The organism is Bosea vaviloviae (assembly GCF_001741865.1).
In the GTDB taxonomy this organism is placed as follows: Bacteria; Pseudomonadota; Alphaproteobacteria; order Rhizobiales; family Beijerinckiaceae; genus Allobosea; species Allobosea vaviloviae.
Genome location: NZ_CP017147.1, coordinates 4,277,948 through 4,299,105, shown reverse-complemented (window position 1 = coordinate 4,299,105; position 21,158 = coordinate 4,277,948). Strand labels below are relative to the sequence as shown.

Here is a 21,158-nt window from a genome sequence, read left to right as displayed (position 1 = left end):
AACCTGTTCCGGTCATTTCATTCCCGTATTGGCGATGCCGGTGGTGATGAAGCGCTGCAGGAAGACGAAGACCAGCGCGACAGGCGCCAGCGTCGCTACCGTCATCGCGAGCAGATAGTGCCATTGCGTCTGCAGCTCGCCCTGGAAGGCGTTGAGGCCGATCTGCAGCGTATGGACCTCGGTCTTGGTCAAGACCGCGAGCGGCCAGAGGAACTCGTTCCAGCGCCACATGATCGAGAAGATCGCGAGCACGGCGAGCGCCGGCATGGCGAGCGGCATCACGATGCGCCAATAGATCTGCCATTCCGAGGCCTTGTCCATGCGCGCTGCCTCGATCAGGTCGCGCGGCAGGGTCAGCATGTATTGCCGCAGGAGGAAGACGCCGGTCGGTGTCGCGGCGCCCGGCAGGATCACGGCCCAGAGCGAATTGACCAGGCCGAGTTCGGTGATCACCAGATAGACCGGCACCAGGATGATGGTGATCGGGATCATCAGCGTGCCGACCACCATCAGCATTGCGGCGTTCTTGCCCTTGAACTCGTAGATCGAGAGGGCATAGGCGGCCATCGAGTTGATCAGCAGCGTGATCAGCGTCGCCACCACCGTGACGAAGACCGAATTGCCGAGGAAGCGCGCGAAGGCGAAGCGTTCGAGCGGCTCGGTATAGTTCTCCATCGCCAGCTTGAATTCGCGCACCGGCGTGCGCTTGTCGATCGGTATCCGGAACTGCTGGGCCGGGTTCTCCGGATCGACCATCTGCGCGACGATGCCGATGCGCCGGACCTGGGCCAGAACCCTCGTCGAGCCGTCATCGAGCGTCGTGCTGAAGAGCGGCAAAGGCTGCGGAAAGCCCTGCACCATGACCTCGCGCTGTGACATCGGCAGCAGCGAGGGCGGGAACTCCAGCAGGCCGGCCTGCGTCTTGAAGGAGGACAGCACGAGCCAGAGCACGGGCCCGAACATCAGCACGACGCCGAGAGCCAGATAGGTGTAGGCGGCGATATCGGTCCAATGCCAGCGCCCGGATTTGCGCCGGACCAGGAGGAGGCGCGCGACACGATTCATGCCGACCTCCTGCGGCTGGCGGCCAATTGAGCCAGCGTCAGCCCGAACAGCACGATGCCGAGCACCACCGAGGCCGCTGCCGCCAGCCCGAAATTCTGCACCTGGTTGGAGAAGGCCGTCTCGTAGATGTACTGCACGACCATCAGCGTCGCCGTGCCCGGCCCGCCTCCCGTCAGCACGAAGACCTCATCGAAGGTCTGCACGCCGCGGATCAGCGCCAGCACGATGACGACGACGAGATTGGGCCAGAGCAGCGGCAAGGTGATGCGCCAGAAGGCGCGCCAGCGCGGCGTCGCATCCATTTCCGCCGCCTCGTAGAGATCCGCGGGAATCGCCTGGAGGCCGGCGAGCAGGATCAGCGTGTAGAAGCCCATATGGGCCCAGATCGAGACGAAGACTGCCCAGAACATCGCCCAGCCCGGATCGATGAAGAACAGGATCTTCTGGCCGCCCAGCGCGGTGAGACCGGCATTGAGCAGGCCGTCACGCTGCAGAATCCACTTCCAGATCAGCGCCACCACGACGGGCGAGAGCAGGACCGGGAAGAAATAGACGGCGCGAAAGAAGCCGCGGCCGCGGATGCGCATGTTGAGCACCACCGCGGTGACCAGCGAGAACAGCACCATGGCGACGACCTGGAAGGTCGTGAAGCGCAGCGTATTGGCGACGCCGCGCCAGAAATGGTCCTCCCGGCACGAGCCGGGATCGAGGAAGCTGTCGCAGTCGAAGAGATAGGCGTACTGCCCACCTCCGACATAGGGCCGCTCCGACGGGAACAGGGCCGCCCCGCCCGTCACCGAGAAGACGACGTTGATGATGAGCGGCAGGAAGACGAAGAGCGAGAAGAACACCAGGTTCGGCAGCAGGAAGACATAGGCCATCCGGCGCTCGCCGAGGAGCCGCTGCAGCCCCCGCATCGGCCAATCGATCAGCCGCATCAGCGCCGCGACGAACAGGCCGAGCCAGCGTGCGGCGCTGCGGCGGAGGGAAAGCGGAGGTGTCACCGGGCTACTTCTTGTTGCGCTCGGCGATCTGCTGCTCGACGTCGGAGGCGACCCGCTTATAGGCCTCGTCCAGCGTGGTTTCGCCCGAGATCGCCTGGCCGACACGGCTGATCACCGCATTGAAGATGATGCGGTTGTTGGCATAGCCCTGCAGCTTGTAGGCAACCGGCGACAGGCCCGCGACCTGATCGGAAAAGACCTTGAGCGAGGCCTTCGCCAACGGGCTCGCGTCCTTGTAGTCCAGCCCTTTCGCGGCGATGCCGATATGGCCGGGAACGAAGAGCGAGCGGCTGTAGAACTCGCTCAGCACTGGCTCGCTGGCGAGATATTCCATGACCCTGGCGACGGCCGCGGGATTCTTCGTCGTCTTGATGGCAACGAGCCCGGCGCCCCCGGGCATCGCCGTGCATCCGGCGGGGCCGCATGGCGTCGGCACCGCGACCCAGTCGAAAGCATTGCCGACCGTCTTGTCGAACTGGGCGATCTGCCAGGAGCCGGACATGTACATTACGACCTGGGCGTTCTTGAACTCGTCATTGGCGCCGCGATAGGCCGCCCCCGAGACCGAGCCCCAGAGCTCCTTGGCCATGACGCCGCTCTTGTGCCAGTCATAGACGAGCTGCGCCGCGCGCTTGAACCCGTCATCGATCACCGCGGGCTCACCCTTGGCGTCGAACAGCTTCGCGCCTTCCGAGATCGCCAGGCCGAAGAAGCGGTGGCCCGAACGGTCCATGGCGATGGGGAACGGCGCCTGCACCTTGGCGGCGACATCCTTCGTCGCCTTGGCCCAGTCTTCCCATGTCGCCTTGGCGCCGGGCAGTGCGATGCCGGCCTGCTCGAACAATGTCTTGTTGACGAAGGGGCCGGTGACGGTGAGCTGCGTCATGAAGCCGGGGATGGAGTTGGTGTCGCCCTGCGGACGCATCCACTCCAGGAACGGGCCAAAATTGGCGTCCCAATAAGCGGCGTCCTTCAGATAGGGCCGCAGATCGAGCGCATAGCGGGCGATGCCGCCGAGATCGACGACGCGGGCGATGTCCGGACCCTGCCCCGAGGCGAGCTGGACCGGCAGATTCTCGTTGATCGCCTTGTAGGGCACCTGATCGAGGACGATCTTGATGTCCTTGTTCTGGGCCTCGAAGCGTTTCAGGAGATCGGCGACGACCTCGCCTTCATTACCGTCGGAATACCAGCTCATGCGCACGGTGGTCTGCGCCTGAGCGACATCGACCGCCAGAAGCCCTGTCACGACGGCCAAGGCCGAAACCCACGCTCTCATTGTCATCTGCGCTCCATCCCGGGATCGTTCCTGGCATCTCAGCTGGATGCCTTGCACCTATTAGGCAAACGTTTGCCTAACTTGTCAACGGCGGCGTGACGAGGCATTGAAAGGCAGGCCTCGATGATAGCGAGAGACTGGCACATGCGCGTTTCGGCGCATCTCGCCGGCATGGAATCGATTGGAGCCCAGGAATCGATTGGAGCCGATGCAAAGACCCGTGTCTGCCGCCCAGGTTTCGCTTGCTACGGTTGCCGCCGAGGCAGGAGTTTCGGTCGCCACCGTCTCGCGGATCGTGAACGGCGAGACGCGGCGGGCCTCGGCGCAGACGGTGACGCGCGTGCAAGCCGCCGTCGTCGCGCTTGGCTACCAGCCCAACCATGTCGGGCGTGCGCTGCGTCGGCGCCAGAGCCGCGTTATCGCGATGCTCGCCCCCAACCTCGACAACCCGGCCATGGCGGCCATTGCGGTGTCGACGGAAGCGGCGCTGCGTGCGGCCGGCTACGTCATGATCCTGTGCGACACGCATGACCGCGCCGATCTGCAGGATGAATACCTGCAAGCCATGCGCTCGCAACGGGTGCAGGGCTATGTCCTGGTGAGCGCCGTCACGAGCCCAGCGCTAAGCGACGCGCTCGCACGCGGAGAGCCGATCGTCTTCGTCAGTCGCCGCAACCCCGAGGGCGGCGCCTATGTCGGCATCGACAACCACGCCGCGGGCGCTGCTGCCGCCGATTATTGCCTGGCGCGCGCGATCACCGAACCGGCCGTGATCTTTCCTGCGCAGGGCTCGTCATCGACGGCGGAGCGCGTTGCCGGTTTCGTCGAGCGGCTGATCGCGCGCGGTGTCGAGGCCGACCGCATCCGGCGCGCTTCGGCGCCTGGATTGTCGCATCTTCAGGTCGGCTATGACGCGGCGCGAACGCTCGTCTCGGCGAGCGCCGGGGGCTGGCCGAAAGGCCTGCTCTGCGTCAGCGACATGATGGCCTATGGCGCCTACAGATTGGCCGTCGAGCGTGGCGTCGCCATCCCCGAAACCTGTCTCCTCATCGGCATCGACAACAACCCGCTCAACGCCTGGATCGCGCCCTGGCTGACCTCGGTCCATATCCCCTACCCCGATTTCGGCGCGAAGGTCGTCGAGCAGCTCACCGCGCTCTGGGGCGGCACGATGCCGGAGGATATCCTGTTGCCGCATTCCCTGGAGCTCTGATCGGCAAGGAGACATGCGCCGGATCGATGGATCAGGCGCCCACGGCAACCGGCACGGAAACGGTGGTGCCCGCGGCAGCGCCTTCCTTCAGCGAGCGCCTCGCTGGCGCATGCAAGGGGGTATGCGACCTCGCCGAAAGCCCGGTATTCCTGTCTATTCGGAGCGCCCAGGAAAAGATCGCCGCGCCATGCTCATCTTCGAGACCATCCTTGCGCTCCTGCTGGGAGCGACGATCCTGTCGGCGGTGGCGAAGCGGCTGAACATCCCCTACCCGACGCTCCTCGCCTTGGCGGGCGCCGCGGTCGCGTTCCTGCCGGGCGCGCCGCGGCTCGATCTGCCGCCGGAACTCATCCTTGCCCTCTTCGTCGCGCCCGTGCTGCTCGATGCCGCCTATGACGCCTCGCTGCGCGATCTTCACGCCAACTGGGCGCCGATCCTGTCGCTCGTGCTGGCCGCAGTCGGCCTCACCACAGTGATCGTCGCGCTTGTCGCTCGCGCCATCTTCCCGGATTTTCCCTGGCCTGCAGCGATCGCGCTCGGCGCGCTGCTCGCGCCGCCCGACGCCGTCGCGGCGCTGGCCGTCCTGAAGCAAGTGGATCCGCCACACCGCATCAGGATGGTGCTGGAAGGCGAAAGCCTGCTCAACGATGCCTCGGCGCTGATGATCTACAAGCTGGCCGTGGCAGCCGTCGTGGCAGGCAGCTTCACCGTCACGGATGCTCTGCCGACCTTCGCCCTCGTCAGTTTCGGCAGTGTGCTGGTCGGCTGGGCGCTGGTGTGGCCGGTCGGCCGATTGATCGGGCTCATCGAGGATGCGCCGAGCTCCGTCATTTTTCAGTTCGTCACGACCTTCAGCATATGGCTCCTTGCCGAACATCTCGGACTTTCCGGGGTCGTGACCATCGTCGTCTATGGGCTGACGATGGCGTGGCGGTCAGGCCCGGCAATGCCGGCGCGGCTGCGCGTGCCGTCCTTCGCCATCTGGGAAACGGCGACAGTCGTGTTGAACGTATTGGCGTTCACGCTCATCGGCCTGCAGATCCGCCCCATCCTCGAGCCGCTCAGCGATGCCGAGCGCCTGCGCTATCTCGGCGCCTCGCTTGCCGTCCTGGCGACGGTGATCGTCGTTCGCATCGCCTGGGTAATGACGCATCACATGCTGGTGGAATGGAAGAACCACCTGTTCGGGGCGCCACCCCCCACATCCGCGATGCCGACGCCAAGTGCGAAGGGAGGTCTGGTGATCGGATGGTCGGGCATGCGCGGCATCGTCACCCTGGCGGCTGCCATGGCGCTCCCCGCCGGTTTTCCCTATCGCGACTTCATCCAGCTCGCCGCCTTCGTCGTGGTGCTGGGAACTCTCGTGATCCAGGGCATCACGCTGCGCCCGCTCCTCATCTTGTTGCGCCTGCCGAAGGATGCGGTCGTGGATACCGAGCTCCGCCTGGCACGGAAGGCGGCGCTCGGAGCTGCGATCACGGAGCTGGAGCGCGACGCCTCGCCTGCCGCCCGGCGCCTTGGCATTGAGTATGGCGAGGCTTTGAACCTCGCCCAGCGCGGACATGACCCGCTCGACACGCCGGAGAATGATTTGCGCCGCCGCGTTGTAGCGGTGGCGCGCGACGCGCTCGATGGGCTCCGCAACGCCGGAACCATCGGCGACGACGCCTATCGACGCGTCGAGGCGGAACTCGACTGGCTGGAGCTCAGCTCCCTACCCGCACAGGAGCGCCAATAGCGCGTGCAGCTGCCTGTTCGCCTCCTCGTCCGGGATGGCGAGACCGTCGAGGATGACGGGATCAGGGCAGATCGACGATTTCCACCCAGTTCGGGTTCTTGCCGAGCGGATATCGCTTCAACTCCTTCAATGCGCCGGATTCCGCATCGATCGCGTAGAGCGTTGCGGAATTGGATTTCTGCCCGGCGGCGATCAGGAAACGGCCCCGCGGATCGATATTGAAGCCCCGCGGCTGCGTCTCCGTCGCGAAGTTGCCGGCCGGCGTCAGCGCTCCCGTCTCGCCATTGACCCGAAAGGCGGCAATCGTGTTCGAAGTACGCTCCGAGGCGTAGAGCAAGCGACCATCCGGCGTGATCCGGATTTCGGCGCTGGCCGGCGCTCCGCCTGAGAATCCGGGCGGCATGATGCTCTGGCTGCCCGCGGCCGCGAGCGTGCCCTTGCTCGCATCGAAGCGATAGCTGTTCAGCGTGCCGTCGAGTTCGTTGACCAGATAGACGAACCGGTCATTCGGGTGGAAAACGAAATGGCGCGGACCGGCTCCCGGCTTGGTTTCGACGAAGGGCGGATCGTTCGGCGCAACCCGCCCGGTCGTGGCATCGAAGCGGTATTGCAGCAGGATATCGCCGCCGAGATTGCTGGCGAAGACATGGCTGTTGGAGCGGTCGGTCAGAATGGCGTGCGCGTTCTTGCGGGTCTGCACGACCTGCACCGGCTCGCTTTGGACGAAGCCCTGCGGGCCGATCGGGTTGATCGCGATCTTGTCGCCGGTATAGGAGGCGCTGAGCAGGAAGCGACCGCTCCGGTCGGTGGAAATATACGCCATGTTGTCGGGCAACGGCACGGTCGAGAGCAGAGCGAGCTTTCCGCTCTGCTGGTCGATGGCGAAGGAACTGACCGAGAAGGGCTGCGAGCGCAGCGAAACATAGAGCTGACGCCGGTCAGGCGAGATCGCCATCGGCATCGCGGTCCCCGTTACCGCGACCGTCTGCACGGGCTTCAACTCGCCGGCCTGCGCGTCGAGCTCCAGCACGCTGATCTCGCGGCTGTCGGCATTCGAGATGTAGACCATCGTCCTGGCGGATACGGGCCCCGCGGCCAGGATCGTGGCGAGCACGACTGCGGCGCCGATCGTTGTGCTTGGGCTCATTTCCATCCCCTGGACTTCTATGTTTTCGCCGGCCGTCTTCGCGGTGGCGGTCATTTGCCTGACCAGAGCAGCTTAAGGAGATGCGCAAGCTGCTGGACAGCTCAAAGCGCGCATCGATCGATCCAATCGGCGTATCGCGGGCACGGCATGGCCGCGTGCCGAAACGCAACGCCGCCACGCCCGGAGGAGCGTGGAGCGTTTTCGAGCGAAGTGGACACCGGTTCGCGTGAAGAAAACCCGCTAAAACAATGAACTAGGGCAATTTCCGATCCAACAGGATCGAAAATTGCCCTAGCGGCAAGCACTTCCGATAGCCGAGGACGATCAGGCGGCCGCGAGTTCGCGCGCCGCGAACTCGCCTTGGTCGAGCCGAGCGACGAGCGCGGCGAGTTCAGCCGTCTCGCTCTCGCTCAGATCGGTCAGCGGGCTGCGCACCGGGCCTGAATCGCGGCCGATCACCTTCATGCCCGCCTTGATGATCGAGACCGCATAGCCGCGCTTGCGGTTGCGGATCGCGATCAGCGGCAGGATGAAGTCGCGCAAGCCCGCCTGCACGGTTTCGCGGTCGCGGCGGCGCACGGCGGCATAGAACTTGGTCGAGAAATGCGGGACGAAGTTGAACACCGCCGAGGAATAGGTGGTCACGCCCATTTCGAGATAGGGCAGCGCGAAGGTCTCCGCCGTGGGCAGGCCGCCGATATAGGTCAGCCGGTCGCCCATGCGCAGATGGATGCGGGTCATCAGCTCGATATCGCCGATGCCGTCCTTGTAGCCTACCAGGTTCGGATTGCGCTCGCAGAGCTTCGCCAGCGTCTCCTCGCTGACGATGGCGTTGTCGCGGTTGTAGACGATGACGCCGAGCTTGGTCGCCTTGCAGACCGCATCGATATGGGCGGCGAGCCCCTCCTGCTCGGAAAAGACGAGATAGGGCGGCAGCAGCAGAATGCCGTCGGCGCCGGCCTGCTCGACACCAGCGGCGAGCTCTGTCGCGATCTGCGTGCCATAACCGACGCCTGCGAGCACCGGCACCCGGCCACTAGTCTCGGCGACGGCCGTCGCCACGACCTTCACGACCTCGGCCGGAGAGAGCGAGAAGAACTCGCCCGTGCCGCCGGCCGCGAACAGCCCGGCGACGTCGTAGCCGCAAAGCCAGTCGAGATTGGAGCGGTAGCGCGCCTCGTCGAAAACGTTGCTGGTCGTGAAGGGCGTGACGGGAAAGGACAGCAGGCCGTTGCCGATATGCCTTGCCATCTCCTGCGGGGTCATCTTGCTCATGGTCGCGTCCTTCGCTGAAATCAGACGAAGAAGTAGATCAAGAACGATGCCGATGGAGACCAATCACTGTATCGGTCGATCCATAGATTGGATCGTTCAGCCGGTCCTTGGCAGATCTTGCGCGAGCCCCTTCGCCAACGCGGCGATGATCGGCAGCAGCGGGTTGTCGTTGTCGTCGCGGCTGACGAAGAAGAGCTCGGCCGGCCGCTGCCGCGGCAATTCGATCCGGCGCAGCGCGACACCGCTGAAATGCAGGTTCATCGCCGTCTCCGGCACGAGCGCGACACCGACGCCGGAATGGACCATGGCCAGGATCGAGTGGATCTGGGCGAGATGCTGGACATAGTTCGGCACCAGGCCGGTGCGCGAGAACAGCTCGACCAGAAGATCGTGAAAATAGCGCGCCTCATAGGGCGCGTACATGATGAAGGGCTCGCGCACGAGGTCATCGAGCATAACCGTCTCGGCCCGCGCCAGCGCATGCCCCGACGGCACTGCCGCGATCAATGGCTCGGCCGTGACCCGAAAGGCGCGCAGGCCGTTGCGCGGAATCGGCGGGCGCAGCAGGCCGATGTCGATCTCACCGGAATCGAGCCGCTTGAGCTGATCGCCGCTGACCATCTCCTTGAGCGAGACCTCGACATCGGGCAATTCACGCCGGCAGGCGGCGACAAGCTCGGGCACATAGGAATAGGCCGAGGTCGCGGTGAAGCCGATATTGATCGAGCCGGCCTTGCCATTGGCGACGCGCTTGGCGAGCAGCGCCGCGCTCTCGGCGAGTTTGAGCAGGCGACGCGCCTCGGCCAGGAAGCTCTGGCCCGCCGGCGTCAGCTTCACCGTGCGGTTGCTGCGTTCCAGCAGCACCACGTCGAGCACCCGCTCGAGGATCTGGATCTGGCGGCTGAGCGGCGGCTGCGTCATGTTCAGCCGCACCGCGGCGCGGCCGAAATGCAACTCCTCCGCGACCGCGACGAAGCAGCGTAGCTGGCTCAGCTCGAACATGCTCCGCCTCTCCCAAGACTGCCCGTGTCGCATCGGCGCCAGTGCCGCATCCCGGGCGAGGCTCGGCGTCAGTTCTGGATGCTAATCCCGGCCTTTTCAATGATGTCCTTGAACTTGGCGATCTCGGCGGTCGATTTCGCCCTGGCCTCTTCTGCGCTGGAAGGCGTCGCTGCTGCTCCGAGCTCCTCGAAGCGCGAGGTCACGGAAGGGTCTTTCAGCACAGCCTGCAGCTCGGCGACGAGCCTGTCGCAGATCTCCTTGGGCGTCCCTTTCGGAGCAAGGAAGCCGTTCCAGGAGGCGATGTCGAAGCCCGGCAGCGTCTCGGAGAGGGCTGGAATCTCGGGCGCGATCTTGGCCCGCTGCATCGTGGTGACGGCGAGCCCACGCACGGTGCCGGCCTTGTAGTGCGGATAGGGCGAGGTGAAATTGTCGAAGGTGATCTTGACGTTGCCGGAGATGACATCCTGCATCAAGGCGCCGGAGGATCGATAGGTGACGTGCTGCATCTTCACGCCGGCGAGCTGCATGAACAGCTCGCCGCAGAGGTGGATGGAGGTGCCCAGCCCCGAGGACGCGAATGTCTCCTTGCCGGGATTGGCCTTCAGATAAGCGATGAACTCCGCGACGTTCTGCGCAGGCAAAGAGGGGTGGCAGCACATGAAATTCGGCTGTGAGGAGGCCAGCGACAGGAACTCGAAATCCTCGAGCGCCTTGAAGGGCAGCTTGTCCTTGAAGAGGTTCGGATTGATGCCGTGCGTGGCGACCGTCGTCATGCCGATGGTGTAGCCGTCGGGCGTGGCATGGGCGAGAGCCGCGACGCCGGTGTTGCCGCCGGCCCCGGCCCGGTTCTCGATGACGAAGGATTTGCCCATGCGCTGCGAGAGCTTCTCGCAAATGATGCGCCCGATCAGATCGGTGGTGCCGCCGGCGCCGAAGGGGATGATCACCGTCACGGGTTTCGTGGGATAGGCCTGCGCCCAGCCGCTACGTGCGATGAGGGGTGTGGCGAATGCGCCGCCAACCAGGCCGAGCGCCGCCCGGCGCGTGATCGATCGTTTCATGTTTCCCTCCCAGGACAGGCAGCGCGGCTTTTGCCGTCTGCTCCCGAGAGTAGGCGAGGTCGAAGGACCCGCAAGCCCATTCGCGCTATCGTGCGATCCAAAAAAGATATCGTTCCATTGCCAATCTAACTCATTGGCGCATCGTGCCTGACCTATCCTCCAGGCTGACAAGGCAGCTTCCCAAGACTGCCTGCACGCTCGCTGCCCGGCTGGTCCGGGCCGGTCTGCACCCCACCGGAGGAAATCATGTCCATGTCCATATCCAGATCTATATTCAGATCATCTCCCCGCCGATACGCGATCGCCGCAAAAGGCCTTGCCCTGGCAGCACTTGCGAGTGTCGCATTGGCAATCCAACCTGCCGCGGCCCAGAATTTCGAGCGCCCCGTCCGCCTCATCGTGCCCTTCGCACCCGGCGGAACCTCGGACATCCTGGCGCGCCTGATCGGTCCCAAGCTCTCGGCCGCGATCGGCCAAACCGTGGTGATCGAGAACAAGCCCGGCGCCGCCGGCAATCTCGGCGCCGATGCCGTCGCCAAGGCGCCGGCCGACGGCCACACCTTGCTGCTGATGGATGTCGGTTCGCTCGCGACGGCGCCGAGCCTGTTCTCCGACCTGACCTATGATCCCAACAAGGACCTGGCGCCGGTCTCGATGGTGATGTTCGGCCCTTATGTCCTGGCGGTGCACGAATCCATTCCGGCAAAGACCGCGCAGGAGCTGATCGCCTACGCCAAGGCCAATCCAAACAAGCTCGCCGTCGCCAATTCCGGCGTCGGTGCCGCCAACCACATCACCGCCGTCTCGATGGCGAAGGAACTCGGCATCCAGTGGAAGAACGTGCCCTATAAGGGCGGGGCTGCGGCCTCGCGCGCCGTGGTCTCCGGCGAAAGCGGCGTCATCATCAACGGCTCGACCGCGACACTGCCCTTCGTCGCCAACAAGCAGCTCGTCGGTCTCGCCGTGACCGGCGAGGAGCGCGTCGCGGGGCTGCCGACCTTCAAGGAGGCCGGGCTGCCCGGCGGCGACGCCGGTACCTGGCAAGGCATCCTGACCACGGCCGGCACCCCGCCTGCGATGATCACGCGCCTCAACGCGGAGATCGGCAAGATCCTCGAGACACCCGACATCAAGGCCAAGATCGCCGAACAGGGCGGCGTCGTCCGGGCCGGCTCGCCTGCCGATTTCTCCGCCTGGCTGAAGGATGCGACCACCCGCTGGGGCGGCATCATCCGTGAAGCCGGCATCAAAGGTAGCTAGGGCCTTGCGCGAAAAAGTGGGAACCGGTTTTTCGCAGACAGCAATGCCCTCAACTTCTGGAAACTATCACGCTTTTTGCCTTCGGACAGAATTGTCCGAAGGCAACGTGATCCAGCCGGAGCCTGGCCGATGACCCGTTCCCGGATCGCCTGGCAGGATCTGCTCTTCGGCCTGTTCCTCGTCGCAGTGGCGGCGGCCGCGCTGATCGCGACCCGCCACCTCGTGGTCGGCAACGCCGCGGATATGGGGCCAGGCTACATGCCGCGCGTCGTCTCGTTCGGGCTGCTCGGCTTCGGCCTGTTCTTCTGCGCTCGCGGTGCGAGACGGGCAGGCCCGGCGATCGTGCCCGTGCAGATCCGCCCGCTGCTCGCCGTGCTTGGCGCCGTCGGCGTCTTCGCGCTGACGGCGGAGCGGCTGGGGCTCGCCATCGCCTCGGTCGTCACCGTGATCCTCGCCGGTTTCGCTACCCGCGAAGGACGCCTTCGCGAGACGGTTCCCTTCGCGCTGCTGCTCTCCTGCGCGGCGGCCATCCTCTTCATCAAGGTTCTGGCCCTGCCGGTTCCGCTCTGGCCGCGCTGAAGGCTCACCGATCGATGGAACTCTTCGACAATCTGCTGATGGGGCTCCAGACGGCGCTCGAGCTCAACAATCTCGGCCTGTGCCTGATCGGGGTGGTGATCGGAACGGCGATCGGCGTGCTGCCTGGCATCGGGCCGATCCCGACGATCGCGTTGCTGCTGCCCTTCACATTCGGGCTGACCCCGGCCGGCTCCATGATCATGCTGGCCGGCATCTTCTACGGCGCGCAATATGGCGGCTCGACCACCGCCATCCTCGTCAATGTGCCGGGCGAAACCTCCTCCGTGGTGACCTGCATCGATGGCCACGAGATGGCCAAGCAGGGCAAGGCCGGAACGGCGCTCGCGATCGCCGCGATCGCCTCTTTCTTCGCCGGCACGGTGGCGACCGTCATCATCGCGGTGCTGAGCGTTCCGCTCTCGGTGCTGGCGCTGAAATTCACCGCGGTCGAGTATTTCAGCCTGCTCGTGCTCGGGCTGATCGCCGCCGTCGTGCTGGCGCATGGCTCGGTCGCAAAGTCGCTGGCGATGGTGCTGCTCGGCCTCCTGCTCGGCCTCATCGGCATCGATGTCTCGTCGGGCGCTGCGCGCATGACCTTCGGCGTCGCCGAATTGTCTGATGGAATCGATTTCGTGCCCGTGGCGATGGGGCTGTTCGGCCTCGGCGAGATCATCGCCAATCTGGAACGGCCGGCGGAGCGGCGCGTCGTCAGCCAGTCGATCCGCGATCTGATCCCGAGCCGGGCCGATCTGCGGGCTGCTTTTCCGGCGATGGTTCGCGGCACGCTGCTGGGCTCGGTGCTGGGCGTATTGCCGGGCGGTGGCGCGGCGTTGCCGCCCTTCTCCTCCTATGCGCTGGAGAAGAAGCTCGCCAAGGATCCCTCCCGCTTCGGCAAGGGCGCCATCGAGGGCGTCGCCGGGCCCGAGGCCGCCAACAACGCCGGCGCGCAGACGAGCTTCATCCCTTTGCTGACGCTCGGCATTCCCGCCAATGCGCTGATGGCGCTGATGATCGGCGCCCTGATGATGCAAGGTATCCAGCCCGGCCCGCAGATCATGACCGAACAGCCCAAACTGGTCTGGGGCGTCATCGCCTCGATGTGGGTCGGCAATCTGATGCTGCTGGTGATCAACCTGCCGCTGATCGGCCTCTGGGTCTCGATGCTGAAGATCCCCTATCGCCTGCTGTTCCCGGCGATCGTGCTGTTCTGCTGCATCGGCACCTATGGCATCGCCAACAGCCTGTTCAATGTCTGGCTGATGCTGGCATGCGCCGGTATCGGATACTTCTTCATCAAGGTCGGGGTCGAGCCCGCACCGCTGCTGCTGGGCCTGGTGCTGGGCCCGCAGCTCGAGGAGAATTTCCGCCGCGCCATGCTGTTGTCGGAGGGGGATTTCTCGGTGTTCCTGTCGCGGCCGATCAGCGCCGTACTGCTCACCGTCGTCGCCGTCCTGCTGCTGGCGCTGTTGTCGCCTACGATCCTGCGGACGCGCAAGGAAGCGCTCGCCGAATGACAGATAGCTGGCAAAATTAAGAGCGGAGCAATCAGCTGATCTTCTGCAAGGCTCCTGCCGCAACGAGGGCATTCACAGCGTTCTGCAACCCTGCCTCTCCAGCAAGGGACATTTCGCCTACCGGCGGCGAGGACCGGCCGATCGGCAGCGCTCTTGTCTACATGCGCGGCAAGGCGCGCCATGGCCTGCTATGCCTGAACCATCTTGACCAATTGTCGCCGAAAAGGGGCTGCTCAGGCCTTCGCCCTGCGCCGATAGGCGAAGTAGCGTCCGAGCGGCACGCCCTCGGGCAAAGGTGTCACCAGCAGCGCCTCGTCGATCAATTCCGATCCGCTGATGATGAGCGCGTCGTCCGCGGCGAGCGCCGCGACGTGCCCTGGCAGCCAGGCCAATGCCACGGCGTCGCGCTCGGGCACACCGGTCGTAGCGTCGACATGGAGCAGAACCGCGCAGCGACCATGCGTGGCGGCGAAAACCGGCAGCGTCTGCGCCATATCGCCCAGCACCAGCGCCTCGGGCGGCGGCAGCGAACGCGGATTGGCCCTGGCCTCACGATCGAAGGCGTAGATCACGCGTTCCGGCAGAATCTCGCGCAAATGGTCGTAAGTCCGGCCATTGCCGAGGCCGAGCTCGAGCACGAGCCCGTCACGACCCGTGATGGCGGCGGCAGCCCAGTCCAGAACCCGGCGCTGGGCCTCAAGACGGCGGATGAAACTGTCGAGGCGGCTCATGACGTTCCTGATCGGTGGCAAGGCGAAGGAAGTCAATCACCTGATGCCTGCACTCCCGGGCCATGTACTTGCTAAAGCAACAGTCTAATGCCCTAATCCGCGAGATAGCGGACGCGATCGCAGCGCTTTTCATCAGAAATGGCCGAAAAGAGCCTGATTTCACAATTCACGGGAGGTCTCTCATCATGTTCATCTCACGCCGAATCCTGCTGCTGCTCACCGCGGCCGGGCTCGCAACGACAGCGACGGCTCCAACCGTCGCGCAGACCTGGCCGACGAAATCGATCACCTTCATCGTGCCTTTCCCCGCCGGCGGCGGCACGGATACCTTCGCCCGGCCGATCGCGGCGCAGCTGGAGCAGCAGCTCGGTCAGCGCATCATCATCGACAACCGCGGCGGCGCAGGCGGCACGGTCGGCGCCTCGGCTGCCTCGAAAGCCGCGCCCGATGGCTACACCTTCTTCGTTGGCGCCGCCCATCACGCTATCGCGCCGGCGCTCTATCCGAGGCTCGACTATAACATCGAGAAGGATTTCATCCCTGTCGCCGTGATCGCGCAACCGCCGCAGGTCATCGTCGTCAATCCCAAGAAGGTCGAGGCCAAGACTCTTGCCGAGCTGATCGCCTTCGCCAAGGCCAACCCCGACAAGCTGAACTATGCGTCGGCCGGCAACGGCACGACGCATCACCTCGCCGGCGAGCTGTTCAAGCTGCTGGCGAAGGCGCCACTCACCCATGTGCCTTATCGCGGTGCCGGCCCAGCCATGCAGGATCTCGTCGCCGGTCAGGTCGATGTGATGTTCGACGGGCTCGGCTCCTCCGCGGCACAGATTTCAGGCGGCACGCTGCGTGCGCTGGCTGTTGCTGCTCCGACGCGCTCCGAGGTGATCGCTACAGTCCCGACAGCCAAGGAAGCCGGGCTCGACGGCTACGAGGTTGCGACCTGGTACGCGCTCTGGGCGACCAAAGGCACGCCGCCGGAGATCGTCGCGCGCATGCGCAGCGAAGTCGCCAAGGCGTTGAAGGCCCAGCTGATCGTCGATGTCTGGCAGAAGAACGGATCGCCTATCCCGGACATTGCTGGCGACGAATTCGGCAAATTCGTGAAGGCGGAGGTCGCGCGCTGGGGTGCCGTCGTGAAGGACGCCAACGTCAAGCTCGAGTGACGGCATTCTCCGGATAGGCCGGTAGGGCGGCGCACCGCCCTACCGGCTCCATCGGCTTCATGAGAGTCAGAAGAACGGTGCCTGCTGTATTCGGCAAGCGTCATATCCAATGCCCGGCATTCTCGTGCAGTGAGCCCATCATAATGCAGGAAATTGCAGTTTTCCGTCATAGCTGCACCCGATCAGCGTCTTACCCGGAAAAGCCGAATTTGTTGTGATCTGCAGGGCTGACCGGTTCTTGAAGCCAAATCCGGTTTCCTTGTCCACTCGGGTCGATTGATCTACGAGGCGCTCGCCCATGAATTGCCCGGAACCCTCAAGGATATTGGTGACACCCTGCGCCAGTCCGAGTGCGGTGGGGTTCTGCAAATCCAGGACCGCAAACATCGCAGAACTGGTGAAGGCGACGGTACTGGTGGTGTAGCCAAAGACGCCAAGCGGTTTGGGAAGGCGGTATGATGAGAACATCAGGCTCTTGGTCGGAATCTTCACCCAGCCACGCGCCTTGGCGCTACCCGGACTGCCATTATCGCTGATCGATACCGCAAAGCCGACATAATGACCTCCATCGATCTTGCAAGCCAGGACGTCGGCCAGATCGACCCTGGCCGGATCGAATGGCGCGGCTCGGGCCGCATCCGCGAAGAAGCATGACAACAGTGCGGCCAGCGCAAATTTATATGTGGCCCGCATCATTCTCTCCGTCACTCATGGCTGGCTTAAGAATCAAGCCTTCGAAGACGATGCCACGCCGGCCTCGACAACAGCGAACAACGCCATGCCCTGACGCAGGCGATCTACACTTTCCGTCAGGGAGGCATCATCAACCACCGCCATCGTCGATCACGGTGCGGGCGATCGTCATCGAGAAACCGGCGCGGGCCAGCGCTGCGATTTCCTTCTGCCGCTCGAAAGGGCGGTCGGGGCGTCGCCAGGGGCCGATCCGCTTGCGTTTCGCGGCGATGCGCGCCGCGGCCAATTCGTCATCCGGCTCAACGGCACTTGCCTCGGCCGCGAGATCACGCGTCACGCCCTTTGCCGTCAGCTTCGCCGCCACCGCCCGCGTGGACTGGCCTCGCCGGCGCAAGCTCGCCGCGCGCGCCTCGGCGAAACGACGGTCATCGACCAGTCCGGAGGCGACGCAGCGCGCCACCACTTCATCGAGCAAGCTTGAGAACCGGCCGGGCTCGTCGCCGTGGTGGCGGCAGCTCAGCACGACCTTGCGCTCCAGCACGCGGCGAAGCTGCGCTGCGGGCGCCGCATAGCGTTCGAGATAATGCATGGCGGCGCGCTGCAGATAGTCGGGGGTGATGCGACGTGGTGGCTTGCGCTCATGCCGCTTGTCGACCTGCCGCTTCTCGCGCGGCACGCCCGAAGCTTCACCCGCCACTAATCCGCCCCCGGCTTGGAGCGGCCGGCCTTGATCGAGGCGCGCTTGTCCTTGGAGACCAGCCGCCTCTCCTTAGAGGCCTTTGTCGGTTTCGTCGGCCGGCGCGTCTGCGGGCGGACCGCCGCCGCCCGGATCAGCTCAAGCAGGCGTTCCCGCGCCTCCTCGCGGTTGCGCTTCTGGCTGCGCTGCGCCTGCGCCACGATGACGATGACGCCATCCTGCGTCAGCCGGCTGCCGGCGAGCTTCATCAGGCGCACCGCGACGTCGTTGGGCAGTGAGGGCGAGCGCCGGATGTCGAATTTGAGCTGGACTGCGCTCGACACCTTGTTGACGTGCTGGCCGCCTGGGCCAGAGGCGCGCACGAAGCTTTCCTCGAGCTCGCTCTCGTCGATCGCGATGGACGGGGTCACTTGAATCATGGGACGAGGCTATCTCACTTCACGGAGATTTGCAGCGTTGAAGCCTTCTCGCGACATCGCCCGCCTGATCGAGATCATGGCGGCGCTCCGCACGTCCGGCACGGGCTGCCCCTGGGATCTGGAGCAGGACTTCGCCTCGATCGCGCCCTATACGGTCGAGGAGGCCTATGAGGTCGCCGACGCGATCGCTCGCGGCGACAGGCTCGACCTCAAGGACGAGCTCGGCGATCTGCTGCTGCAGGTGGTCTACCACGCGCAGATGGCGGAGGAGGAAGGCGCTTTCGCCTTTCCCGACGTGGTCGAGGCCGTCACCACCAAGATGATCCGCCGCCACCCGCATGTCTTCGGCGATGCGCGCGATCTGTCTCCCGCCGAGGTCAAGGCGCTCTGGCACAGCATCAAGGCGCAGGAGAAGGCCGAGAAGGCAGCCGTGCGGCAAGCGGCGGGGCTACCCGAGCAGGGCGAGGACAAGGGCGTGCTGGCCGGCGTCACCCAGAGCCTGCCCGCGCTCAGCCGCGCCTGGAAACTCCAGGCCAAAGCCTCGACCGTCGGTTTCGATTGGAACGACGCCAGGCTCGTGCTCGACAAGGTTCGGGAAGAGACCGCCGAGATCGAGGAGGCGCTTACGCTGGGCGACAAGGCGGCGATCCGCGAGGAAATCGGCGATCTGCTCTTCGTCGTCGCCAATCTCGCCCGCCATGTCGATGCCGACCCGGAAGGCTGCCTCCATGCCGCCAACGCCAAGTTCGAGCGCCGCTTCAAGGGCATCGAGGCCGCGCTGGAGGCTCAGGGGCGCTCGGCGAAGGACGCTACGCTCGACGAGATGGAAGCGCTTTGGCAAGCAGTCAAGCGAGCCGAACGTAGAGCCTCCTCGGCAGCAGACAGCTAGGACGCCAGACCAGCCTTGATCCGCGCAATGAATGCGTGCTTCAGCGCGTTGTACTTTGCCCGTCCTTCCGGCGCGGCCGTGATGGCGCGCTCCTTCTCGGCGAGATAGGCCAAGCGCAACGCAGAATCCGTCCGGAGCGCATCCCTGAAGGCAAGGTTCGGCCTCCAGTGTTCGCCGAGATACTCCACCACATGGACGAGATGCGTTCGCTCGGTTAGATCCCGGCCACGCCAAACATGTGGTTTCCGGGAACGCCCGCATTCGGCGCGTAGTCGTAGCCGAGCTGTTCCAGCGGAGCCCGGCATTTCGCCCAATCGTCGAACGGCGCGACGCCGACGAGAATATCCAGAATGGGTTTGGCCCGCATCCCGATTATCGATGTCGAACCGTAGTGTTCGACGCCCTTGGCCGAGTCGCCGAGGGCATCCTCGATCCGCTTGCGCTCCTCGCGAAATGCAATTTCCCAATCAGAGTCGTAGTCGACCAGGACGTTCACATTGTGCTTGAGTCCGAGCATCGCTCTAGCCTCGATCAAACCTGCGCATCGAACAGACGAATCGGCAGGCGCGAGCTGTCACCTCAATTTTGCCGTTCCGCCTCCGGGAACCGCGCGCCAAAGGCCCCTTCCCGCTCCGGCGGCAGCCGCACGGTGAGGCTCAGCGCCCCGTCCTCGGCATCCGCCCGCTCCAGGATTTCACCATTGGCGTGCAGCCAGGCAAGCGATTTGCCGTCGCCGGGCGCCAGCACCAGCCGATAGACCGGTCGGCTCCTGGCAATGCGCGTTTCGATCGCATCCGTCAGCCGGGCAACGCCATCGCCGGTCAGCGCCGAGACCAGCACCGGCCGCGAGGCCTCGGGCTTCAACGTGACGAGGCCAAGCTGGCGCTCGCGTTCCGACCCATCGAGCAGGTCCGACTTGTTCCAGACCTCGACCACACGCTGGCCGTCATCGGGATCGATGCCGAGATCGCGCAGGATGCCTTGCACGTCGGCCGCCTGCGCCTGCGTGTCCTCATGCGCCATATCGCGGATATGCAGCAGCACATCGGCCTCGATTGCATCTTCCAGCGTCGCGCGGAAGGCCGCGACGAGCTGCGTCGGCAGGTCCGAGATGAAGCCGACCGTGTCCGAGAGCATGATCCGCGCGCCGTGCGGCAGCTTGATCGCGCGTGCGGTCGGGTCCAGCGTGGCAAACAGCATGTCCTGCGCCAGCACCTCGGCCGAGGTCAGCCGGTTGAACAGCGTCGATTTTCCAGCATTGGTATAACCGACTAACGCAACCACAGGATAAGGCACACGTTTACGGCTGACGCGATGGAGCGAGCGCGTCCGTTTCACGCTCTCGAGATCGCGCTCGATCTTGGTCATGCGCTCCTGGATGATGCGCCGGTCCGCCTCGATCTGCGTCTCGCCGGGGCCGCCGAGGAAGCCGAAGCCGCCGCGCTGGCGCTCGAGATGGGTCCAGGACCGCACCAGTCGGCTCTTCTGGTAGTTGAGATGTGCAAGCTCGACCTGCAGCGTGCCTTCACGTGTGCGCGCCCGCCGACCGAAGATCTCGAGGATCAGGCCGGTGCGGTCGATCACCTTGCAGCCGAAAGCTTTCTCGAGATTGCGCTGCTGCACCGGCGACAACCCGCAATCCATCACGACGAGGCCGATTTCCTCGATCTTGATGCGCTCGGCCAGCTCCTCGACCTTGCCCTTGCCGAGATAGGTCGCAGGACGAAACGCCGTGAGCAGAACCTGGATCGGCTCGATGACGGTCAGGTCGATGGCGGCGGCGAGGCCGACGGCCTCATCGAGCCGTGCCGCGAAGGAGCGCTGATTCGTGTCAGCGCTGCCCGCGCCGCCGCGGCGCTGCGAATACGGGCCGACGACATAGGCGCGTGTATTGGCAGCGATATCGCGTTCGATCTCGTCAAGCGGCTTGACGGTCTTTTCGATCTCGTCTGCCCCGTCGCGACCGGCCATGAGGCTCAGGCCTTGTCCACTTCCTCGGGCTCGAACAGCTGCACGGGGTGGCCCGGCATGATCGTCGAGATCGCATGCTTGTAAACGAGCTGCGAATGTCCGTCGCGCCGCAGCAGCACGCAGAAATTGTCGAACCAGGTGACGACGCCCTGCAGCTTCACGCCGTTGACGAGGAAGATCGTCAGAGGAATCTTCTGCTTGCGAACGTGATTGAGGAAAGTGTCCTGAAGGTTTTGTGCCCGCTCTGCGGCCATGGGTAGCCCCTATTGTTGGGATCTCTCATCGGGTTGCACCCGCGATCCATTTCGTTTCGTTCGCGGTCACGCGCGAGCGCACCGCTTCGAAACACCGATCCTGCATTAGATCGTCGTGTTCTATGACAAAGCAAGGGCGATGCCGCATCCTATTTGCGCATGACGCCTGCGTATCGTGCAGACGGATATGCAATCAGCGCT

The 21,158-nt window shown here is 64.8% G+C and carries 20 protein-coding genes and 1 pseudogene; 7 read left to right on the top strand and 14 right to left on the bottom strand.

Going from position 1 to position 21,158, the window contains the following annotated elements:
• Positions 1–12: 12 nt before the first annotated feature.
• The 3 genes from BHK69_RS19650 to BHK69_RS19640 form a co-directional block, all read right to left on the bottom strand.
• Positions 13–1,065 (bottom strand): carbohydrate ABC transporter permease, encoded by a 1,053-nt coding sequence (locus tag BHK69_RS19650; protein ID WP_069691569.1) that lies wholly within the window; start codon positions 1,063–1,065, stop codon positions 13–15.
• Positions 1,062–2,003 (bottom strand): carbohydrate ABC transporter permease, encoded by a 942-nt coding sequence (locus BHK69_RS19645; protein WP_083269876.1) that lies wholly within the window; start codon positions 2,001–2,003, stop codon positions 1,062–1,064. Before BHK69_RS19645 ends, BHK69_RS19650 begins: the two co-directional genes overlap by 4 nt.
• A gap of 70 nt (positions 2,004–2,073) precedes the next feature.
• Positions 2,074–3,354: an ABC transporter substrate-binding protein gene (locus tag BHK69_RS19640; protein ID WP_069691567.1), complete on the bottom strand. Its 1,281-nt coding sequence runs from the start codon at positions 3,352–3,354 to the stop codon at positions 2,074–2,076.
• A gap of 214 nt (positions 3,355–3,568) precedes the next feature.
• Between BHK69_RS19640 and BHK69_RS19635 the strand changes: the two genes are divergently transcribed.
• Positions 3,569–4,561, top strand: a complete 993-nt coding sequence (locus tag BHK69_RS19635; protein WP_244548254.1) for a LacI family DNA-binding transcriptional regulator — start codon at positions 3,569–3,571, stop codon at positions 4,559–4,561.
• 187 nt (positions 4,562–4,748) lie between these two features.
• On the top strand, positions 4,749–6,299 hold the full coding sequence (locus tag BHK69_RS19630) for a cation:proton antiporter (RefSeq protein WP_069691566.1): 1,551 nt from the start codon (positions 4,749–4,751) through the stop codon (positions 6,297–6,299).
• Between the two features lie 61 nt (positions 6,300–6,360).
• Here the strand turns inward: BHK69_RS19630 and BHK69_RS19625 are convergent, their stop codons facing one another.
• The 4 genes from BHK69_RS19625 to BHK69_RS19610 all read right to left on the bottom strand — a co-directional run bounded on the left by BHK69_RS19625 (position 6,361) and on the right by BHK69_RS19610 (position 10,784).
• Positions 6,361–7,446, bottom strand: a complete 1,086-nt coding sequence (locus BHK69_RS19625) for a lactonase family protein (RefSeq protein ID WP_069693811.1) — start codon at positions 7,444–7,446, stop codon at positions 6,361–6,363.
• A gap of 324 nt (positions 7,447–7,770) precedes the next feature.
• Entirely contained in the window at positions 7,771–8,721 is a 951-nt protein-coding gene (kdgD, locus tag BHK69_RS19620; protein ID WP_069693810.1) for a 5-dehydro-4-deoxyglucarate dehydratase, read from the bottom strand.
• Between the two features lie 96 nt (positions 8,722–8,817).
• Positions 8,818–9,723 (bottom strand): LysR family transcriptional regulator, encoded by a 906-nt coding sequence (locus BHK69_RS19615; protein WP_069691565.1) that lies wholly within the window; start codon positions 9,721–9,723, stop codon positions 8,818–8,820.
• A gap of 68 nt (positions 9,724–9,791) precedes the next feature.
• Positions 9,792–10,784: a Bug family tripartite tricarboxylate transporter substrate binding protein gene (locus tag BHK69_RS19610; protein ID WP_069691564.1), complete on the bottom strand. Its 993-nt coding sequence runs from the start codon at positions 10,782–10,784 to the stop codon at positions 9,792–9,794.
• A 345-nt stretch (positions 10,785–11,129) separates the two neighbouring features.
• Here BHK69_RS19610 and BHK69_RS19605 point away from each other — a divergent pair, with 345 nt between their 5' ends.
• From BHK69_RS19605 to BHK69_RS19595, 3 genes are all read left to right on the top strand, one after another.
• Positions 11,130–12,044: a Bug family tripartite tricarboxylate transporter substrate binding protein gene (locus BHK69_RS19605; RefSeq protein WP_244548253.1), complete on the top strand. Its 915-nt coding sequence runs from the start codon at positions 11,130–11,132 to the stop codon at positions 12,042–12,044.
• Between the two features lie 129 nt (positions 12,045–12,173).
• Positions 12,174–12,623 carry a tripartite tricarboxylate transporter TctB family protein gene (locus BHK69_RS19600; RefSeq protein ID WP_069691562.1) on the top strand — a complete coding sequence of 150 codons (450 nt, stop codon included), beginning with the start codon at positions 12,174–12,176 and terminating at the stop codon, positions 12,621–12,623.
• A 14-nt stretch (positions 12,624–12,637) separates the two neighbouring features.
• The gene (locus BHK69_RS19595; RefSeq protein WP_069691561.1) at positions 12,638–14,137 is read left to right on the top strand and encodes a tripartite tricarboxylate transporter permease; all 1,500 of its coding nucleotides are present in this window, start codon (positions 12,638–12,640) and stop codon (positions 14,135–14,137) included.
• Between the two features lie 233 nt (positions 14,138–14,370).
• Here BHK69_RS19595 and BHK69_RS19590 read toward each other — a convergent pair whose 3' ends face one another.
• Complete coding sequence (locus BHK69_RS19590; protein WP_069691560.1) at positions 14,371–14,868, bottom strand: class I SAM-dependent methyltransferase; 498 nt, start codon at positions 14,866–14,868, stop codon at positions 14,371–14,373.
• Between the two features lie 185 nt (positions 14,869–15,053).
• Here BHK69_RS19590 and BHK69_RS19585 point away from each other — a divergent pair, with 185 nt between their 5' ends.
• On the top strand, positions 15,054–16,034 hold the full coding sequence (locus BHK69_RS19585; RefSeq protein WP_069691559.1) for a Bug family tripartite tricarboxylate transporter substrate binding protein: 981 nt from the start codon (positions 15,054–15,056) through the stop codon (positions 16,032–16,034).
• Positions 16,035–16,172: 138 nt separating this feature from the next.
• Here BHK69_RS19585 and BHK69_RS19580 read toward each other — a convergent pair whose 3' ends face one another.
• The 3 genes from BHK69_RS19580 to arfB all read right to left on the bottom strand — a co-directional run bounded on the left by BHK69_RS19580 (position 16,173) and on the right by arfB (position 17,843).
• On the bottom strand, positions 16,173–16,727 hold the full coding sequence (locus BHK69_RS19580) for a hypothetical protein (protein ID WP_069691558.1): 555 nt from the start codon (positions 16,725–16,727) through the stop codon (positions 16,173–16,175).
• A gap of 130 nt (positions 16,728–16,857) precedes the next feature.
• On the bottom strand, positions 16,858–17,424 hold the full coding sequence (locus tag BHK69_RS19575) for a regulatory protein RecX (protein WP_244548252.1): 567 nt from the start codon (positions 17,422–17,424) through the stop codon (positions 16,858–16,860).
• Positions 17,424–17,843 carry an alternative ribosome rescue aminoacyl-tRNA hydrolase ArfB gene (gene arfB / locus BHK69_RS19570; protein WP_069691557.1) on the bottom strand — a complete coding sequence of 140 codons (420 nt, stop codon included), beginning with the start codon at positions 17,841–17,843 and terminating at the stop codon, positions 17,424–17,426. The genes BHK69_RS19575 and arfB overlap by 1 nt, the downstream gene beginning before the upstream one ends.
• Before the next feature lie 37 nt (positions 17,844–17,880).
• Here arfB and mazG point away from each other — a divergent pair, with 37 nt between their 5' ends.
• Entirely contained in the window at positions 17,881–18,732 is an 852-nt protein-coding gene (gene mazG, locus BHK69_RS19565; RefSeq protein ID WP_069691556.1) for a nucleoside triphosphate pyrophosphohydrolase, read from the top strand.
• On the opposite strand, the pseudogene BHK69_RS33215 reads toward mazG, so the two are convergent.
• From BHK69_RS33215 to hfq, 3 genes and pseudogenes are all read right to left on the bottom strand, one after another.
• Positions 18,729–19,249: pseudogene (locus BHK69_RS33215) on the bottom strand (GrpB family protein). The gene mazG and the pseudogene BHK69_RS33215 sit on opposite strands and share 4 nt — an antisense overlap.
• A 62-nt stretch (positions 19,250–19,311) precedes the next feature.
• Positions 19,312–20,703 carry a GTPase HflX gene (gene hflX, locus BHK69_RS19555; protein WP_069691555.1) on the bottom strand — a complete coding sequence of 464 codons (1,392 nt, stop codon included), beginning with the start codon at positions 20,701–20,703 and terminating at the stop codon, positions 19,312–19,314.
• A gap of 5 nt (positions 20,704–20,708) precedes the next feature.
• Positions 20,709–20,957, bottom strand: coding sequence for an RNA chaperone Hfq (hfq, locus tag BHK69_RS19550; RefSeq protein ID WP_069691554.1), 249 nt, complete (start codon positions 20,955–20,957; stop codon positions 20,709–20,711).
• Positions 20,958–21,158: the final 201 nt, after the last annotated feature.

Bases quoted from the DNA above. Each gene is read 5' to 3' on its own strand.
- BHK69_RS19580 (WP_069691558.1), bottom strand. From the start codon at position 16,727: ATGCGGGCCACATATAAATTTGCGCTGGCCGCACTGTTGTCATGCTTC.
- arfB (WP_069691557.1), bottom strand. From the start codon at position 17,843: ATGATTCAAGTGACCCCGTCCATCGCGATCGACGAGAGCGAGCTCGAG.
- hflX (WP_069691555.1), bottom strand. From the start codon at position 20,703: ATGGCCGGTCGCGACGGGGCAGACGAGATCGAAAAGACCGTCAAGCCG.
- BHK69_RS19650 (WP_069691569.1), bottom strand. From the start codon at position 1,065: ATGAATCGTGTCGCGCGCCTCCTCCTGGTCCGGCGCAAATCCGGGCGC.
- BHK69_RS19645 (WP_083269876.1), bottom strand. From the start codon at position 2,003: ATGCGGCTGATCGATTGGCCGATGCGGGGGCTGCAGCGGCTCCTCGGC.
- BHK69_RS19625 (WP_069693811.1), bottom strand. From the start codon at position 7,446: ATGAGCCCAAGCACAACGATCGGCGCCGCAGTCGTGCTCGCCACGATC.
- BHK69_RS19615 (WP_069691565.1), bottom strand. From the start codon at position 9,723: ATGTTCGAGCTGAGCCAGCTACGCTGCTTCGTCGCGGTCGCGGAGGAG.
- BHK69_RS19600 (WP_069691562.1), top strand. From the start codon at position 12,174: ATGACCCGTTCCCGGATCGCCTGGCAGGATCTGCTCTTCGGCCTGTTC.
- kdgD (WP_069693810.1), bottom strand. From the start codon at position 8,721: ATGAGCAAGATGACCCCGCAGGAGATGGCAAGGCATATCGGCAACGGC.
- BHK69_RS19585 (WP_069691559.1), top strand. From the start codon at position 15,054: ATGTTCATCTCACGCCGAATCCTGCTGCTGCTCACCGCGGCCGGGCTC.
- BHK69_RS19630 (WP_069691566.1), top strand. From the start codon at position 4,749: ATGCTCATCTTCGAGACCATCCTTGCGCTCCTGCTGGGAGCGACGATC.
- BHK69_RS19610 (WP_069691564.1), bottom strand. From the start codon at position 10,784: ATGAAACGATCGATCACGCGCCGGGCGGCGCTCGGCCTGGTTGGCGGC.
- BHK69_RS19590 (WP_069691560.1), bottom strand. From the start codon at position 14,868: ATGAGCCGCCTCGACAGTTTCATCCGCCGTCTTGAGGCCCAGCGCCGG.
- hfq (WP_069691554.1), bottom strand. From the start codon at position 20,957: ATGGCCGCAGAGCGGGCACAAAACCTTCAGGACACTTTCCTCAATCAC.
- BHK69_RS19640 (WP_069691567.1), bottom strand. From the start codon at position 3,354: ATGACAATGAGAGCGTGGGTTTCGGCCTTGGCCGTCGTGACAGGGCTT.
- BHK69_RS19595 (WP_069691561.1), top strand. From the start codon at position 12,638: ATGGAACTCTTCGACAATCTGCTGATGGGGCTCCAGACGGCGCTCGAG.